Annotated in this window: 14 protein-coding genes; 13 read left to right on the top strand and 1 reads right to left on the bottom strand. The window is 48.2% G+C overall.

Features of this window, described 5'->3' with window-relative positions:
- Positions 1-135 precede the first annotated feature (135 nt).
- The 10 genes from MHB84_RS14890 to gcvPB all read left to right on the top strand — a co-directional run bounded on the left by MHB84_RS14890 (position 136) and on the right by gcvPB (position 15,141).
- Positions 136-1,842, top strand: a complete 1,707-nt coding sequence (locus MHB84_RS14890; RefSeq protein WP_076287443.1) for an amylo-alpha-1,6-glucosidase — start codon at positions 136-138, stop codon at positions 1,840-1,842.
- 193 nt (positions 1,843-2,035) lie between these two features.
- Complete coding sequence (locus tag MHB84_RS14885; protein ID WP_076287442.1) at positions 2,036-3,781, top strand: sensor histidine kinase; 1,746 nt, start codon at positions 2,036-2,038, stop codon at positions 3,779-3,781.
- Positions 3,759-4,943, top strand: coding sequence for a response regulator transcription factor (locus tag MHB84_RS14880; RefSeq protein WP_076287441.1), 1,185 nt, complete (start codon positions 3,759-3,761; stop codon positions 4,941-4,943). The genes MHB84_RS14885 and MHB84_RS14880 overlap by 23 nt, the downstream gene beginning before the upstream one ends.
- A gap of 129 nt (positions 4,944-5,072) precedes the next feature.
- Entirely contained in the window at positions 5,073-6,335 is a 1,263-nt protein-coding gene (locus MHB84_RS14875; protein ID WP_076287440.1) for an ABC transporter substrate-binding protein, read from the top strand.
- Between the two features lie 24 nt (positions 6,336-6,359).
- Positions 6,360-7,346, top strand: a complete 987-nt coding sequence (locus tag MHB84_RS14870) for a carbohydrate ABC transporter permease (protein ID WP_076287439.1) — start codon at positions 6,360-6,362, stop codon at positions 7,344-7,346.
- Entirely contained in the window at positions 7,346-8,158 is an 813-nt protein-coding gene (locus MHB84_RS14865) for a carbohydrate ABC transporter permease (protein ID WP_076287438.1), read from the top strand. The genes MHB84_RS14870 and MHB84_RS14865 overlap by 1 nt, the downstream gene beginning before the upstream one ends.
- A gap of 31 nt (positions 8,159-8,189) precedes the next feature.
- The gene (locus MHB84_RS14860) at positions 8,190-11,321 is read left to right on the top strand and encodes a glycoside hydrolase family 2 TIM barrel-domain containing protein (RefSeq protein WP_083678761.1); all 3,132 of its coding nucleotides are present in this window, start codon (positions 8,190-8,192) and stop codon (positions 11,319-11,321) included.
- The gene (locus MHB84_RS14855) at positions 11,314-12,096 is read left to right on the top strand and encodes an SDR family NAD(P)-dependent oxidoreductase (protein WP_076287437.1); all 783 of its coding nucleotides are present in this window, start codon (positions 11,314-11,316) and stop codon (positions 12,094-12,096) included. The genes MHB84_RS14860 and MHB84_RS14855 overlap by 8 nt, the downstream gene beginning before the upstream one ends.
- A 48-nt stretch (positions 12,097-12,144) precedes the next feature.
- Positions 12,145-13,545, top strand: a complete 1,401-nt coding sequence (gene gcvPA, locus MHB84_RS14850) for an aminomethyl-transferring glycine dehydrogenase subunit GcvPA (protein WP_076287436.1) — start codon at positions 12,145-12,147, stop codon at positions 13,543-13,545.
- A 27-nt stretch (positions 13,546-13,572) separates the two neighbouring features.
- Positions 13,573-15,141, top strand: a complete 1,569-nt coding sequence (gene gcvPB, locus MHB84_RS14845; protein WP_076287435.1) for an aminomethyl-transferring glycine dehydrogenase subunit GcvPB — start codon at positions 13,573-13,575, stop codon at positions 15,139-15,141.
- Between the two features lie 192 nt (positions 15,142-15,333).
- Here the strand turns inward: gcvPB and cidR are convergent, their stop codons facing one another.
- On the bottom strand, positions 15,334-16,218 hold the full coding sequence (gene cidR / locus MHB84_RS14840; RefSeq protein ID WP_076287434.1) for a cidABC operon transcriptional activator CidR: 885 nt from the start codon (positions 16,216-16,218) through the stop codon (positions 15,334-15,336).
- A 157-nt stretch (positions 16,219-16,375) separates the two neighbouring features.
- On the opposite strand from cidR, the gene MHB84_RS14835 reads away from it, so the two are divergent.
- The 3 genes from MHB84_RS14835 (at position 16,376) to MHB84_RS14825 (ending at position 18,048) form a co-directional block, all read left to right on the top strand.
- The gene (locus MHB84_RS14835; protein WP_063567332.1) at positions 16,376-16,747 is read left to right on the top strand and encodes a CidA/LrgA family protein; all 372 of its coding nucleotides are present in this window, start codon (positions 16,376-16,378) and stop codon (positions 16,745-16,747) included.
- Positions 16,744-17,424 (top strand): CidB/LrgB family autolysis modulator, encoded by a 681-nt coding sequence (locus MHB84_RS14830; RefSeq protein WP_063567333.1) that lies wholly within the window; start codon positions 16,744-16,746, stop codon positions 17,422-17,424. The genes MHB84_RS14835 and MHB84_RS14830 overlap by 4 nt, the downstream gene beginning before the upstream one ends.
- A gap of 105 nt (positions 17,425-17,529) precedes the next feature.
- Positions 17,530-18,048, top strand: a complete 519-nt coding sequence (locus tag MHB84_RS14825) for an AbrB/MazE/SpoVT family DNA-binding domain-containing protein (RefSeq protein ID WP_076287433.1) — start codon at positions 17,530-17,532, stop codon at positions 18,046-18,048.
- Positions 18,049-18,089: the final 41 nt, after the last annotated feature.

The following is an 18,089-nucleotide window of genomic DNA, read 5'->3' as shown; positions in this document are numbered from 1 at the left end:
AAAAGACACCTATAACCACCCGAATCATCCATTGCCAACAAATTCCCCTCTTTAGCGAAGACACCTGGACGTTCCTGTCCCTTGAGCAGCGGTTTACAATGAAAGCGTATTATTCCTTGTTGAAGGAGGAGAATTATGAAATTCGATCTGAACTTTGTACCCTTCAGCCGCAGAGAGTCGTTCCTTGCCGTCTCTCTTCTGCCTGAAGGCAAGAATAGACAGCAGGGCCTCTACCTACGAACTGTGCGGGGTGGGGATGATAAATTTGGCGAGGCGTTCCGTATCGAACTGTTGGATCAGCAGAATCAGACGATTCCATTCACGACAGAAGCTTCTCCAGAAACTGTCCAGCTGAATTCACCAGAGCCCGCAATCTTTGCGGAAATCTGTATTTCGGATAGTCGCACGGTCCGATTCCGTTCGGAAGGGTGCGGGATCAGATTGACCTTTATCCCGTCAACTTATGATTATGCATATGAGGTGAATAAGAACAGCTGGGAAGTAAATAGCTTCACCCATGAATGCCGCTTCATGCTGACTGGAATTGTAGGTGACATGAAGCTGGAAGTGCCGTGGGATAAAATCAAGAGCTCACGCGTAATCGCAGAGTTCAATCCGGATACAGACACGAATACAGCTGAGTTTGCCGTTGAGGAGTTCCGCACAGTATGGGAGCCTCGCCCACAATGGGAGTCCTTTGATGATGACGTAGAAGCGGTTCGGACTGAATTCAGCCACTGGCTGGACAGCAGTCTTGCGATCCCTGATCGCTGGCAGGATGCGCGGGAGCTTGCGGCTTACATTACTTGGTCCTGCCTCGTTCCGGCGGAGGGTTGTCTGACGCGTCCAGCTATGTATATGTCAAAGAACTGGATGACAAATATATGGAGCTGGGACCACTGTTTCAATGCGATGGCGCTTGTTCGCCATGATCCAAAGCTGGCGTGGGACCAGTTCATGATCTTTTTTGATCGGCAAGATGAGAGTGGATTAATTCCTGACTTTGTGAACGATAAATATGAGCTGTGGAACTGCAACAAACCTCCTATTCACGGATGGACACTGGCTTGGATGATGCAACGTACGGATTATATTCGCGAGGCGCAGCTTCGTGAAGTGTACGGCCCATTGTCCAAGTGGACGAAATGGTGGTTCCGGTATCGTGATGATGATGGTGATGGGATTCCCCAATATAACCACGGTAATGATTCCGGCTGGGATAACAGCACCGCGTTTAATAATGGCATTCCTGTAGAAAGTCCGGATTTAGCTGCCTTTCTGATTATCCAGACAGAGCTTCTGGCTGAAATTGCTGGATTGCTTGGGCTTACCACGGAATCTTCTGAATGGAGAAAACTGGCGGACGATACGCTGGAGAAGATGATCAGCCACTTCTGGAAAGAGGATAGATTTATCTCCTTACGTTCAGGTACACATGAACCTTCAGCTGGAGACAGTCTGCTGTTATTCATTCCGATTCTACTGGGCAAACGCCTGCCTGAACCCATCAGAGATCTTCTTCTGGAAGGGCTCAGGGAGGAGAATCGCTTCCTGACGGAAAATGGTTGGGCAACCGAGAGCATAAGCAGCCCTTACTATATACCAGACGGGTACTGGCGTGGACCGATCTGGGCTCCATCAACCATGCTGCTCGTGGAGGGCGTAGCTGCTGCCGGTGACCTGGAGCTGGCTCGAGAAGTATCCCGCCGCTTCTGCAATATGCTTAGCCGGAGTGGTATGGCGGAGAACTTCGATGCGCTGACTGGTGAAGGCCTACGTGACAGGGCATTCACATGGACATCGAGTGTGTTCCTGGTTCTGGGGCACGAGTACACAATCTAAAACCAATATTGCACGTCCCTGGCTGCTGTTTTAAACAGCTTTCCGGGGAGGTGCTTTTCCCGTTCACCCGAAAAATTTTATTTGCAATCCGTAATTTGAAAGCGTTACCATGAAATGATTGGATTCTTCTATAGGCTACCTGTCCGTGCTAGAATGCAGGTAGATGTAGTTATAGCGAGAGGGGAAACCGTTTATGAACATCCAATGGATCAGGCAGCTAAATAAACGCATTTTCTCTGGTTCCTACCGCAGTATACGGACCAAGCTGCTCTTCTGTTTTCTCATCGTGACTCTGATTCCGTTGCTCTCGCTTGGTGCGTTGTCCTATTACCAATCCGCCAAAATCATTAATTCCCAGTTTGGCAAATATGGTGAAAATGCTGTAGCGCAGTTGGAACAACAAACGAGCTCATCTTTAGGCCGAATGAAACAAATGAGTGAAACGATCTACTCGTATTTGCTTGATCCCGCCCATACCGATCTAAGGAACCAGGCACCTGTAAGCTATAGCGAAATCATTGAGAAGAATGACTTTGAAGCCCTACTGAAATCGCTGTGGACAGACCAAACCGCAGGAATCTATATCATTACGCCCTCAGGCTATTATTATGGAGAGAACAATTTGGACGTTGCCAAGCTGAGAAATATGCCAGAATGGAAGACAAAACCGGCTTCTTATAAAGGACTATACTGGCTAGGCTTTTATATGCAAAATCACGCAATGAGCAGTTCAGGCGATTCGAATCTTCCCGTTCTTGGGCTCGCTGTTCCGATTCATAATTCCAACGGAACGCAAAACGGCAGCACCATACTCATAGAGGAGAATGCGCAGGAACTGATCCATATGTTCAAGCTGTTTGAGACAGATACGAAGTCGCATCTGACCATTAAAGCTTCGGACGGAAGAATTATATATGAAAGCGCACCCGATTTCACGAAGAAGGATAGTGATATTACATGGATTCGGACGCTTGCCGTGAACCAGTGGACCATAGAAGCGAGATTACCTGCCAAAGCCTTCTACCTGTCCTCGGGCATTATTCGGTCGAATACCATTGTCGTGGCCGTTATTTCATGTCTGCTTGCCTTTGGATTCGCCTATCTGTTCTCGTCGAGGTTTACAGCTCGTATTCGCACGCTAAAGGATTCGATGCAGAAAGTCAGCTTCGGTAAGTTGGATACACGAATGCCGATCGAAGGCAGAGATGAGCTAGGTAGCCTTGATATGAGTTTTAACCGGATGGTAAGTGGCGTTCAATCGCTTGTACAAGAAGTGGAACAGAGCGAAAGACTCAAGAAGGAAGCAGAACTGAAGGCTTTCCATTATCAGATTAACCCCCACCTGCTGTTCAATACGTTGAACTCCATTCAGTGGAAGGCCCGTCTGGAAGGGGCTGATGATATCCGTCAGATGTTATATCACTTAACGATGGTGCTGGAAGGAAATCTGGATATATCGCAGGAACTGATCACGGTGGGCAGAGAACTACGCATGATTGAGCATTTCCTGAAAATTCAGGAGATCAGGTACGGAAATGTGTTCAGCTATGAGCTGAATTGCGAGGACTCACTGAAGCAGTATCTGATCCCGCGTATGACTCTACAACCGCTGTTTGAAAATATATTTTTCCACGGCTTCACGGATGGAATAGGTGTAATCAAGCTCGATGTCACCGTGGAAAAAAATGAACTTCTGCTGACTCTCCGGGATAATGGAGCAGGTATGACAGAAGAAAAACGGGAGCGTTTGCTTGTTCCAGATCAGAAACGTCGTGGTCGCGGAGGATTAGGCGTCCAGAACGCAGACCAGAAATTCAAACTGCATTTCGGCTCGCAGTACGGACTTACAGTATTTTCGACTAAGGGTGAAGGTACAGCGATTGTCATTCATTGGCCCAAAGAGGAGGAGCGTCCGGATGGATACAGCAAAGAGAATTAAGGTGCTGATTGCAGATGATGAGAGCATTGTACGGAAAGGCCTACGTTCGACCGTAGCTTGGGAGAAATTTGGAATGGAAGTTATAGCTGACGCGCCCAATGGACAAAAAGCCTGGGAAGCCTTTCTGGAGCATCGGCCTGAAATTGTAATAACAGATATTGTAATGCCAGAGATGGATGGCATCGAGCTGTCTCGCAAGATAAAGGAGATGGCGGCGAAGACCAAAATAATTCTGCTCAGTTGTCACCGCGACTTTGAATACGCACAGCAGGGAATTCAACTTGGGGCATCCGGATATCTTTTAAAGACCGCTTTTGAGGACGAAGAACTTGAAGACATGTTAAAGAAGTTCCAGCAGGAACTATCTGTCTCCGCTCCCCCCTCTCTAAAAGATGAAGAACGTATGGAAACACTGCTCTTTGCATGGCTGAACGGACATAGCTGTAAATTTCCAGAGGAGCTGGAGAAGCTGCATGGCGGTCAATCGCATGTTAATGGTCAGCCGCTGTTGATATATCTCATTCGAACGGCAGAATGCGGAGCATCTTGGACCGAGCTGCTACAAGAAGCTGAGAAAAATGACCGCAGCATGCGCGAGGGTACGATCATTCCTTATGGAGAAGAATACTACTATTGGATCGTTCCTGATACGCTGCGAGGGTCTGCAGACGGCCTTCTGGTAGAGAGTAAGAGCAAATGCAGTCAGTTGAAGTGGACTCGTAAAGAATCCTTGCTCAACAGCGATGATCTGAAGCTGGCATTCCAAAACCTTCATAAAGAAGCTGAGCTAGAGAAGCTGTATGGGATATCCGTAAATCATTGGCCAGATCCGATCTGGAAAGCCGTGAATCTACTGTATGCTAATCCCGCAGCTGACTGGTCAGCCAGCGAACTGGCGGAAGAGGTTGGGCTCAGCCGCAGTCATTTCTCCATTCTCTTTAAGAAGGCTGTCGGTGATAGTTTCATTGCCTTCCAATATAAACGGAAACTACGCCTTGCTTATGGTTTATTGCGGGATACACATCTAACTATGCAGGAAATTGCGGAGCGAACAGGACTAGGAGATAGCAAATATTTTAGCAAATGGTTCAAACGCTGTACGGGTCAGACACCGAGTCATTACCGTTCCCAACAAAAAGACGAAGGGTCCCGAACAGATTGACACCTGCTTCAATAATTCGAACAAAATCACAACAACATTCGAATAGATACACGTTTTGAACCGCTTTCATTCGCGTTACGATGAAAGCGGTTCAATTATTATAAACCTCACTGACAGGGAGCTGACAATATGAAAAAAAGAATTTCACACATTGTCCTTGCAACGACGCTGATGGTATCTATACTGTCTGCATGCAGCGGTAACGCTGGAACAGCCAATCCGGAGAACGGCGGTTCGGATCAGACGAAGACGCTTCGTTTTGCAACCTGGGATACGGGAGACGCGCTCAAAATTGAGCAGGATATCGCCAAGAAGTTTGAAGCAGAACATCCCGGTACAAAGGTGCAGGTTGAGGCCTATGCGGACGGATTTGACCAGAAGCTAGCCGCAGGCTTTGGAGCGGGTAACCCGCCAGACGTCATGTACATGTGGGACTTCCCTACTTACCATCAATCTCTTGAACCACTGGATAGCTTCGCAGAAAAAGATAAAGACCTGAAGATAGATGATTTTTACAAAGGATTGTTCAACTACGGAAAAATTGACGATAAGCTATACGGCATTCCGGCAGGCTTCACGACTCGTGTCGTCTATTATAACAAAAAGCTCTTTGATGCTGCGGGTGTCCCTTATCCTAAAGACGGATGGGAATGGAGCGATTTCCAGGATATCGCTAAAAAGCTGACGGATCCATCTAAGAAGCAGTACGGTTTCGGTGCACGTGCCGAGAATGATACGTATGACTTGCAGGGCTTTGTCTGGAGCAACGGTGGCTCCTTTATTTCCCCGGATGGTAAAACCATCGAAGGCTACATGAACAGTAAAGAAACCGCTGAAGCTATCCAAATGTTTGGTGATATGGTGAAGGACGGCACCGCCGTGCTCACAGGTGGTAAAGGCCAGCAAAGCGGTGATGATATCTTTAAAGGCGGTAAGATCGCCATGTGGGAAAGCGGAATCTGGCCGCTCGAATCATTCAAACAAGCGGGAGTTGATGTAGGTACGGTCGAAATTCCGACTTTTCCAGGCAAACCGGTTAAAGGTGTACTTGCAGAATCTGCCCTGTCTATTGCCAAAGACTCCAAGAACAAAGATCTGGCATGGGAATTCGTTAAATTTTATGTTTCTAATGAATCGATCAAAATGCGTGTTGCTGACCTGCCAGTACGACAAAGTGTTGTAAACGAACTCAAGAAGGATCAAGATCCGCTCTACAAACCTTATTACACCATGCTTGAGCGTTCGGACAATACACCTGCATTTCTACTCAATCCGAAGTGGAATGAAGTGAACCGACAGCTGTCGGCTGCAGTGGAAGCAGTTATGCACGGCAGCAATGCCCAAGAAGCGCTGAATCAGGCGGTTAAGGACAGCGAACGATATTTGAAATAACACTTGTAGAAAGAAGGTTAGGAGATGGCTCAGACCTACCTGCAGAATACATCAGAACCGACAGCTACCCTTAAGGCCTTGAAAAAACGTAGATGGGGTGGGCTTGCACCCTACCTCTTTATCTTCCCTTGGATATTTGGATTTGTTTTCTTCACTTTAGGCCCCCTGCTGTTCTCATTGGTCATTTCATTTTTTGATTGGCCAATCGTCGGTAAGGTAACTTTTATAGGGATAGACAACTATGTAGAGATGTTTTCGAATGATCCACTTTTTTGGAAATCTTTATTTGTCACACTTAAATTTGCAGCCCTCTTCGTTCCGCTCAATATTGTAGTTGCACTCGGACTTGCCATGCTGCTCAACCAAAGGGTTAAAGGAAGCGCCATTTTCCGTACGGCATTTTATCTCCCCTCTGTAATTTCAGGTGTTGCGCTTGCTATGATCTGGTCCTGGGTATACAGCGGAGACTATGGAATTCTGAACTACTTCTTGTCTGTCCTGGGCATTCAGGGACCCGATTGGCTGAATGATACAAACTGGTCGCTTGTTGCAATGGTCGTTGCCAGCCTCTGGGGACAAGGATCGATGATGCTTATTTTCCTAGCTGGACTTAAAGGCATTCCTAAGGACTTGTACGAATCGGCATCAATCGACGGAGCAGGTAAAATCCGAAAGTTCTTGAGTGTAACCATTCCGATGATTACGCCAACAATTCTATTCAATCTCATCACATCAATTATTGCAGCATTTCAGCAGTTAACTCTCGCCCTGCTACTTACGGGAGGCGGGCCAATGAAATCAACCTATTTCTATGCGATGTACATGTATGAGAACGCTTTCAAATACTTTAAGATGGGTTACTCTGCCGCCAACGCCTGGTTTATGTTTCTGATCGTGCTTACCTTGACATTTCTGGTATTCAAATCTTCGGAAGCCTGGGTGTTCTATGAAGGTGAAATGAAAAAGCAGCCGCAGAAGAAACTTAAGGCCAGTACAAGGGGGCGGTCCTGATGAAAAAAATAGTTGCATACACGTTGCTGATTGGGTTCTCACTGCTGTTCATCGCCCCACTGTTCTGGGCGGTAACCACGGCACTGAAATCACCGCAGGAGCTCTATCTGTTTCCTCCCAAATGGATTCCGTCCGTCTGGAAATTCAGTAACTTCGCAGAAGCATGGAACATCCAGCCCTTTAATTTATTTTTGAAAAACACGCTGATCGTTACGGTTTTATCCACCCTGGGACAGCTGATATCCTGTACGCTCGTCGCTTACGGCTTCGCCAGATTCCAGTTCAAGGGTCGTGATTTCCTGTTTCTTGTCGTTCTGGCTACCATGATGATCCCTTGGGAAGTAACGATGATTCCGCAGTATATGGAGTTTAACTATTTGGGTTGGATTAACACACTCAAACCGCTGATTATTCCATCGTGGTTCGGCTCTGCCTATTATATCTTTTTGTTGCGGCAGTTCATTATGACCCTCCCTCGGGAGCTGGATGAAGCAGCGACAATTGACGGCGCTAGTAAAATGACGATTCTACTGCGAATCATCGTACCGCTAATGGGACCTTCGCTGATCCTGGTCTCCGTATTCCAGTTCATGAGTTGTTGGAATGACTATCTGGGGCCTCTCATTTTCCTTAATGATCAGACGAAATATACGTTAACGCTAGGCCTATCTCAATTTAAGGGCATGTACGGTGTTGATATGCAATCCATCATGGCCATCACCTGCTTAATTTCGATTCCGCCACTTGCGATTTTCTTCTTCGCCCAGCGTTACATTGTCGGCGGAATTGCCACGACAGGTATTAAAGGATAGGACACACAGATAGAGGAAAGGAATGACGATCATGACTGTTATGAACATTGAGCGCGACTGGGATAACCTCAGCGTGCTGGAGAGAAACCGTGCGAAGAGTCGCTCCTATTTTATCCCTCATTCCAATAAAGAAAGTGCTCTGAGCTATGACAGAGGAAGCTCTCCATGGTTCAAATCGCTGAACGGTATTTGGAAGTTCCAATTTGCTGAGGGGCCAGATCTGGCCACCCCGGATTTTTATCAAAATGAATATGACACCTCAGGTTGGGATGATATTCGTGTCCCTGGCCACTGGCAGTTGCAAGGCTACGGAAATCCGCATTACACGGATCTCGAGTACCCAATCCCTGTTGATCCTCCTCATGTACCTAATGATAATCCAACGGGCAGCTATATAAGGGAATTTACGCTGCCAGACCATTGGGACGGAAGAGTTGTTTCACTTAAGTTCGACGGTGTAGATAGCGCCTTTCATGTATGGCTGAATGGTTCATTTGTCGGCTACAGCCAAGGCAGCCGCCTGACATCAGAGTTCGATCTGACCCCTTTCCTTCGGGCGGGAGTTAACCGATTGGCGGTCCGGGTATACCAGTGGTCTGACGGTAGTTATTTGGAGGACCAGGATATGTGGTGGATGAGTGGCATTTTCCGGGATGTCTATCTGGTTTCCGAGCCTTCAGCATCCCGTATTACAGATTATCGAATTGTAACGGAGCTAGATACAGAGTTTACCAATGCGGTACTGTCGGTCCGCTTAGATCTGGATGGAGAAGAAGTTCAGGGCACGGTACAGTTGCAACTGCTGAATAACGTTGGCGAGCAGATCCTGTCTGCTGAGAAGAATCTAAACCATCCTTCGAGTGTCGAGTTCAATCTGCCTGTGGCAAAGCCTTTTTTATGGAATGCTGAATCTCCTTATTTATATCATCTAATCATTTCAGTGGTTGATTCGAAGAATCAGGTTATAGAAACGATTGCCCAGCGAGTTGGGTTCCGCCGTGTGGAAGTCAAGGATGGACAGTTCTTGGTGAATGGAGTACCGATCCTTCTCAAAGGAGTAAACCGGCATGACCATCATCCAGATACGGGACGAACCGTTACGGTATCCACCATGCTCGAAGATATTCAAATGATGAAGCAGCACAATATCAATGCGGTGCGGACGGCACATTATCCGAACGACCCGCGTTTCTATGATCTGTGTGATGAGTATGGATTATACGTTATGGAAGAGACGGACCTGGAGACGCACGGCTTTGAGCCGCTGGGTAATATTTCACGACTTAGCGACGACCCCGCTTGGAAGGATGCTTATGTTGACCGCATCCGCCGTATGGTCGAGCGCGACAAGAATCACCCTTCCGTGATTTTCTGGTCACTTGGCAATGAATCGGGTTTCGGCTGCAATTTCCGTGCGATGTCTGAGTGGTGCAAAGCCAATGATTCTACACGTCTTATCCATTATGAAGAAGACCGTGAAGCGGAAGTATGTGATGTGGTGAGCACGATGTATTCTTCCGTCGAGAAAATGGAAGGATTCGGCCAGCTAACCGAACATCCGAAGCCGCATATTCTATGCGAATTTGCCCATGCGATGGGTAATGGACCCGGAGGGTTACGGACGTATTTTGACACCTTTGATACTTATCGGCGTCTTCAAGGCGGCTTTGTCTGGGAATGGATCGATCATGGGCTCAGCAGAAAATCAATCGATGGCAAGGCTGACTACGCTTACGGTGGAGATTATGGAGATGTACCGAATAACAGTAATTTTGTTATTGACGGACTGGTTCGCCCAGACCGCACCCCCTCTCCGGGACTCATTGAATATAAAAAAATCATCGAACCTGTAAGGGTCGAAATGATAGACGCAGGAAAGATTCGCGTAACGAACCGGTATGACTTTGTGACATTAGATGATCTGCAGATTCACTACAGCGTCACGGCTGATGGAAGAACCATAAACAGTGGTGCACTCGTACTTCCTCAGATTGGTCCGGGTGATAGCGCAAACGTATTGATTCCACATTTGAATTTAACAGATCAACAGTCGATTCATCTTGAGCCGGGTACGGAGATGTGGCTGAATGTCGGATTTACGCTGGCAGCAGACTGCGCTTGGGCGGAACAGGGGCATGAGGTGGCTTGGGCGCAGTTTGCACTGCCGAATCATTCCACCTCAGCCGTATCTCCCTCATCCCTGCTGTCTGTAGAGCAGAAGTTGTCAGTTTCCGAAGAAGGGCGAGAGCTAATCCTTACGAATGACAGTTTCCGTATTTCTTTTAATCGTCTACGTGCAGGGGTCACCTCACTTCACCTGAACGGAAAGGAACTCATTCAACATGGACCACGACTGAATTTCTGGCGTGCTCCCATTGATAACGATATGTATGTGCTCCCGGATTGGCGCAAGGCACACCTCGATCGACTGACCGAGCGAATAGATCACTTCCGCTGGAATCGATTGAATGAAACATCTGTGCGTATGACTTGGACTTCACGCATAGCACCTCCTGTCTACGATTGGGGCTTCCGCTGTGAAACGTCCTATACGGTTACTGCAGGCGGACTAATCATTATAGATGTGAAGGGAATGCCGGAAGGAACACCACCTGCTATGCTCCCGAAAATCGGTCTTCAGATGAAAGTTCCCGGTGATATAGATCGCGTGAAATGGTATGGCCGTGGGCCGGGAGAGAGCTATTCGGATAGCCGGGAGGCCGGACGCTTCGGCGTATATCAGAGCAGTGTAGATGGATTGTTCACGTCGTATATTTATCCCCAAGAGAATGGAAATCGGACAGATGTAAGATGGGTTTCGATTGCCGATGGAGCAGGAATCGGTCTGCTGGCGGCAGGAGCGCCAACGCTTGATTTCAGCGCTAGACGTTACACGGATGGTGATCTGGAGAAGGCGCAGCATATGAGCGATTTGGCACCTCGTGATTTCATTACTCTGAATCTGGATTACCGACAGAACGGACTGGGAAGTAATAGCTGCGGCCCAGCACAGTCGCCTGAGAATACAGTTAAACCGGAAGCGTTCCGGTTCCGTATCTTGCTTCAGGCGTATATGGCGGAGGATAGCTCTCCTGAAAGGCTGAGCCGCCGAATGAGTACAGAAGCGATGCAATATGAAATGGAGGAAGATAAAGATGCTTAATACACAGGACGTTTTGAATTTATCTGGCAAGGTAGCCGTCGTTACTGGTGGGGCATCAGGCATTGGGCTGGCCACCGCTGAGCTTCTGGCGAGCTTCGGGGCACATGCTGTCTTGATTGATATTAATGAGGCTGCGGGTAACGAGGCAGTCGCCAGTATCCGTGAACAGGGAGGTCAGGCCAGCTTTTACTGCTGCAACGTGACCTCTGCCGCAGATTGTGAACGCACAGCTTCAGAGATCAAATCGACTCTTGGAGGAATTCATGTCCTGTTCAATAACGCAGGGGTTATTCGCCGCAAAACGGTTACCGAGCTGGATGAAAGAGACTGGGATCTTGTACTAGATGTCTCACTCAAAGGTGTCTTTCTCCTTTCTAAATATGTAATTCCCATTATGGAGTCTAGCGGCGGAGGCAGCATCATTAACACAGGCTCAGGTTGGGGACTGAAAGGTGGAGACCGCGCAGCAGCTTATTGCGCAGCAAAGGCAGGCGTTGTCAATCTGACACGTGCCATGGCTATCGACCATGGAGCGGCGAACATTCGAGTCAACTGTGTATCACCAGGGGATACGGATACACCTCTCCTGCGTGACGAAGCGAGGCAGCTGCAGCAGGATGAGTCAGCATTTCTGGTTGCCTCTGCAGGAGGCAGACCGCTGGAGCGTCTAGGTACACCGCGTGATATCGCGAATGCAGTATTGTTCCTAGCGAGTGACTTATCCTCATGGGTAACAGGCAGTGTTCTCGTTGTTGACGGAGGCGGAATCGCTTAGGACGATAAGAATTACCTTTTTCCCAACATATGAACGGAGGCGTTAATTGTGGCTGACAACAAAACATATGCCCATCCCTATATCCCAAATACCGTTCCGGAGGTCCGGGACGCGATGCTGAAAGAGATTGGTTTAACGTCTATGGAGCAACTCCACGACGCAATCCCTGACAGCCTGAAGCTGAAGCGGGAGATGGACCTTCCGCCAGCCATGAACGAGTATGAACTGCGCCGACATATTGACGGACTACTAGCAAAGAACAAGCACAGTGGAGATTATCTTAATTTTCTGGGTGCAGGATGCTGGCAGCACTTCATTCCAGCTGTATGCGACGAGATTAATCAGCGTTCTGAATTCGTGACGGCCTATGCCGGTGAGCCTTACGAAGATCATGGTCGGTTCCAGGCCCTATTCGAGTATCAGAGCCTGCTTGCCGAGCTCGTGGACATGGATGTCGTGAATGTACCAACCTTTGACTGGGCTCAGGCAGCTTCAACCGCGATTCGGATGGCGGGGCGTATTACAGGGCGCAAAATCGTGCTGCTCCCGCGTTCCGTAGACCCGGATAAGGCGGCAATTATTCGTAATTACTGTACTCCAGTCATGGATATTCAGTATGTTGACATCGATCAGGTAACAGGACGAATGGATCTGAATGATCTGCGCAGCAAATTAAGTGACGATACGGCGGCAGTATACTTTGAAAATCCAGGTTATCTTGGAATCATTGAGGATCAGGGTGCCGAGATATCTGAACTGGCTCATAAGATTAATGCCATTTCTATTGTAGGTGTTGATCCCATATCACTTGGAGTTCTGGAGCCTCCGGGCCATTACGGGGCCGATATCATTTGCGGAGATTTACAGCCGCTGGGTATGCATATGAACTTTGGCGGTGGGCAGGCTGGCTTCATTGCAACACGTGATGAGGAAAAATACGTCATGGAATACCCTTCCCGGCTATTTGGCATCGTGCCAACCGAAGTGGAAGGCGAATACGGCTTCGGAGACGTTGCCTATGAACGTACATCATTCGCTCTTCGGGAAAAAGGTAAGGAATCGGTAGGGACCCAGACCGCATTATGGGGCATTACAGCAGGAGTATATCTGGCCCTCCTCGGTCCTGCTGGGATGCAGGAGGTTGGTAGCACTATTATCCAGAAATCGCATTACGCTGCGAAACAGATATCACGAATTCCAGGTGTGTCACTCCGCTTCGAAAATGGCACCTTTTTCAAAGAGTTTGTTGTTGATTTTAATGGTACAGGTCTAACCGTTGAGGGGATTAACCAGAGATTAATGGAGTCAGGAATTTTCGGTGGTAAGAATCTGTCATTATCCTACCCATCATGGGGTCAATGTGCACTGTACTGCGTCACGGAAACGCATACCCAGGCCGATTTGGACCGACTCGTCGATACTCTTCGTTCCATTGTCAGCACATCATAACGATCATATAGAGGAGGACTGAATGCCATGAAACGGATTCGCAGAGATCATAAGGTCCGTAATTTTCATCAAGCTAAATGGGATGAGCCCGTTATCTTTGAACTTCACCGGCCCGGAGAGCGGGGTGTCGTCCCACCGGGAACGGAAGCGGCTGTAGCTGCTGAAGTGGGCTCCGCAGAAGACAACATACCGGCATCCATGTGGCGGCGCACTGTTCCCGCTTTGCCTGAAATCGGGCAGGCTAAGGTACTGCGGCATTATCTGAGATTATCCCAGGAAACGTTGGGATCGGATATGAACGTGGAGATTGGTCAGGGAACCTGCACGATGAAATATATTCCACGGATCAACGAAATGCTTATCCGCAATCCACGTATGACCGAGCTACATCCGCTGCAGGATGTGGATTCTGTTCAGGGGATGCTGGAGATATTCCACAATCTTGATTTGGCAATGCGAGAGATTTCCGGTATGGATGCGTTCTCCTTTCAGCCAAGTAGCGGAACCCAAGCACTTCTGGCTATGGCCTCCATCGTTCGCGCCTATCATGATTCGCGCGGTGAAGGTGAACAACGTGATGAGATCATTACAACGATCTTCTCTCATCCTTCACAAGCTGCTACAGCTGCCGTGAAGGGATATAAGATTATTACGTTGCATCCAGACGAGGATGGATTCCCGGACCTTGAGAAGCTGAAGAACGTTGTCTCCGAGCGGACTGCCGGATTTGTTGTGGCTAACCCAGAGGACACAGGCATCTACAATCATCGTATCCGCCAATTTACGGATGTGGTGCACGAAGCTGGTGGTGTCTGCTACTATGATCAGGCTAACGCCAATGGCCTGCTCGGGATTACACGAGCGAAGGAAGCGGGTTTTGATATGTGCTTTTTCAATCTTCATAAAACCTTTGCTGCGCCCCATATGTGCGGCGGTCCTGCTACGGGCGCTCTCGGTGTGACGGAAGAATTGAAGAATTTCATGCCCGGCCCTTTGGTGGATAAGGAAGATGACGGACGTTATATTTTGAGAGATCAAACGGAAGTCAGCATCGGTAAAGTACGGAGTTTTCACGGTGTAGCCCAAACTGTACTCCGCTCCTACGCCTGGATTATGAGCCTCGGACCGGACGGTCTGAAAGATGTCGCCCAGGTGGCGGTGCTGAATAACAACTATCTATATCATAAAATTGTTCAAATACGTGGAGCGAGTGCCCCGTATGTCCAAGGACGCCGTTTGGAACAGGTACGCTACAGCTGGAAACAGCTCACGGATGAGACCGGAGTGACGACGGAGGATATTACGCGGAGAATGTGCGATTTTGGCTTGCATTACTGGACCTCTCATCACCCGTATATTGTTCCACAGCCGTTCACACTGGAGCCAACGGAATCCTATTCCAAGGAGGATCTCGACGAATATATCCATGCGCTGGAGCATATCTCGAATGAAGCCTATACTCAGCCAGATATCGTCAAATCAGCTCCGCATAACAGCACGGTGCATCGCAATGACGAATCCTCTTTGGACGACCCGAAACAATGGTGTATTACCTGGCGTGCATATTTGAAAAAAACACAGCCAGAGCTTCAGTAAATTAGCATGTATGTTGTAGCTACTGTTATTGTTCATATAGAGGAGTATTAATATTACTCGTTTTATAAATAGACAGAAAAAGTAAAGGCCCTCAACACGTGTTGAGGGCCTTTTTAATATGATTCTATAGCTTTCAGTGGAGTTAAAATAACGATTTTATCCCGTCCCCTCTTCCCCATTTACACCGATTTCCTATTCACTGAGCATGGACTGTGTGAATCCGATCCACTCCCGGGTTGCAAAGGATAAATATCGATCCTTCCGCCAGATCATGCCGAGCTGCCACGGAATCACAGGTTCCATCACGGGTATAATGCGCACACGCATATGATCCACCTCACGGCAGATCGTTTCTGGCAGCAATGCCACGCCCAGATTGGCCGCTACCATCGCACTGAGCAGGTCCCACTGGGAGCTTTCATACACCACCCGAGGCTGGAACCCCGCATGCTGACAGGCGGCGATAATCCGGTCATGCAGCGCAAAATCTTCCCGAAACAGCACAAATGCATCATGCTCCAGCTCGCGCAGCGCGACAGACTCTTTGCTCGCAAGCGGGTGTGAAGGATGTACGATCAGATTCAGTTTCTCTTCCACAAAAACAAAGTGGTCCACAAGTTCATCCACAGTAGGCAGAACGGCGACACCAATATCCAGTGCACCACTAATCACATCGGCCTCTACTTTTTTGGCACCGTCCTCGAAGAGCTGAATGGTTACCTGTGGGTAAGCTTTATGAAATTCACCGATAATCATCGGAAAAAAGCTTGAACCTATCATCGGTGGCAAACCAATCCGAAGGTGTCCTTTCTTCAGATTCATCAGGTCGTCCAGCTCGGACGATAAGCTGCGAAATGACTTTTCAATCTCCAGCGCCTGCCGAAAAAAGACATGCCCTGCATCCGTTAACGCTACCTTCTTGCCATAACGATCCAGCAGCGTTACGCCCAATTCGTCTTCCAAGCTTTTGACGGTTTTGCTAATCGTCGGTTGTGTAATGAACAGCACTTCGGCCGCTTTGGTGAAGCTTTGCTGCCGAGCAACTTCCAGAAAATATTGCAAATGGCGGATATCCATCGTCTGATCCCCATCTCTCATAGATAAATGGAATGATAAACATTCTTAATATGCATTTTACTCATGAAAGAATGCGATGTAAAATTTGTGATAACAAGTGAATCATTTTCATAAACAACTCAAAATCATCACGTTCATTATACAAGGAGGGATTGAAGTGAAGAAATGGGGCCTTGGAATTTTGCAAGTTGCGCTCTTGATGGCCTTTTCACTGCTCATGGACCAGTTGGCCCGTGCTCTCCATCTACCTGTACCAGGTTCCATACTCGGTATGATCGTGCTGTTCATTTTGCTTCAGACCCGGGTCGTGAAGCTGCGCTGGATCGAAATTGGAGCTGCCTGGCTGCTCGGTGAGTTACTGCTATTTTTCATCCCGTCAGCCGTTGGCATTATGAACTACATGCCCATGCTGGAGCAAGACGGACTGCAAATTCTGTTTATTGTTCTGCTTAGCACGTTTCTGGTCATGGCCTGCACAGGCCTTGTTGCCACCCGAATCGCCAAACGAAAGGAGCGTCACACCGGATGATTGGATTCCTCTGTCTCTTGTTAACCGTCGGTATTTACTTGGTCGCCAAACGCATGTATCGCAACCTGCCCAAAGTTTATCTGTCTCCGCTGCTGATTACGCCGCTTCTTGTCGTTGGTGTGCTGCTCGCAACAGGCACGGATTACGCAGCTTACAGCAGTGGCGGTAAATGGCTAAGTCTGCTGCTTCAACCGGCAACGGTGGCCTTTGCCATACCGCTCTATACGTTTTTCCATGTACTCAAAAAACATATTTCCGAGATCGTCTTCAGCGTTATGACGGGTTCCGTCGTGGCGGTCCTCTCTTCTGCCCTGCTCGCCAAGTGGTTGCGCCTGGACTCCGGACTCATTCATAGTCTGATCCCGAGATCGATCACGACCCCTATTGCCATGAATGTATCGGCGACTATTGGAGGCATTCCGGCGGTTACGGCGGTTTTTGTCATCATGACCGGTCTGCTGGGGGCAATTATGGGACCATCCATTGTGAAAATGCTGCGTATTGATGGCGAGATTGCGCGTGGAACGCTGCTTGGAACCGGTGCCCACGGAACAGGCACATCCAAGGCTTTTGAGCTCAGTTCACTGACAGGAACCATCTCCAGTATCTCCATGGTACTGGCCGCATTGTTCACATTAGCGGTTGCACCCGTGCTATCTAAACTTATTTTCCCATAATAGATGGAATTAACCCTATTTCTTGAAATATTATTGTTGTATTAAAGCCCTTTCTTCCTTACAATAAGGACAGGTTTTAATTGTGAATATTGCGGGGGAGATGCGATGAAAAGAACCGGAATGAAGAGATCTCTGGACCGCCTTGGACGAATTGTCCTTCCCAAAGAAATGCGGGATACGATGGAAATCCATATCGGCGATCCGCTCGAGTTTTTCATTGAAGGGAAAGAGTTGATTTTGAGAAAGTATAAATCAACATTGTGTGTGTTTTGCGGTGATGTGGATACGGAAATGTATTTCAAAGAGCAATTCATCTGCCGGACTTGTGCAATTCAATTAAAACACCCGGATGACACTCCCGATTGGTTCGTTCCTCAGAACAAACAGGCTCCTGCACCCGTGGAGCGTCCTGCTACCGAATCCGCCACAGTTTCGTCTCCCACTTGGGAAGAAGGGGCTACAGCTGCCAACCAAGAGTATCCGGACCTGCGGCCGAAGACGGCACGCATGCTGCAACAGATGAAGGAAATTGTTGAACAGAATCCCGGTTTGGCTCAACAGCAAATTGCGGAAAAGCTTGGCATTAGCCAAGGACGCGTCTCCCAACTTAAAAAACTACTATAATAGGAATTTATTCGATTATTTATAATCAGGAGACCTTCCGT

The organism is Paenibacillus sp. FSL F4-0087, from assembly GCF_038020215.1.
Lineage (GTDB): Bacteria > Bacillota > Bacilli > Paenibacillales > Paenibacillaceae > Paenibacillus > Paenibacillus taichungensis.
The sequence above is the reverse complement of the archived record's forward strand: the minus strand, read 5'-3'. Positions and strand labels throughout refer to the sequence as shown.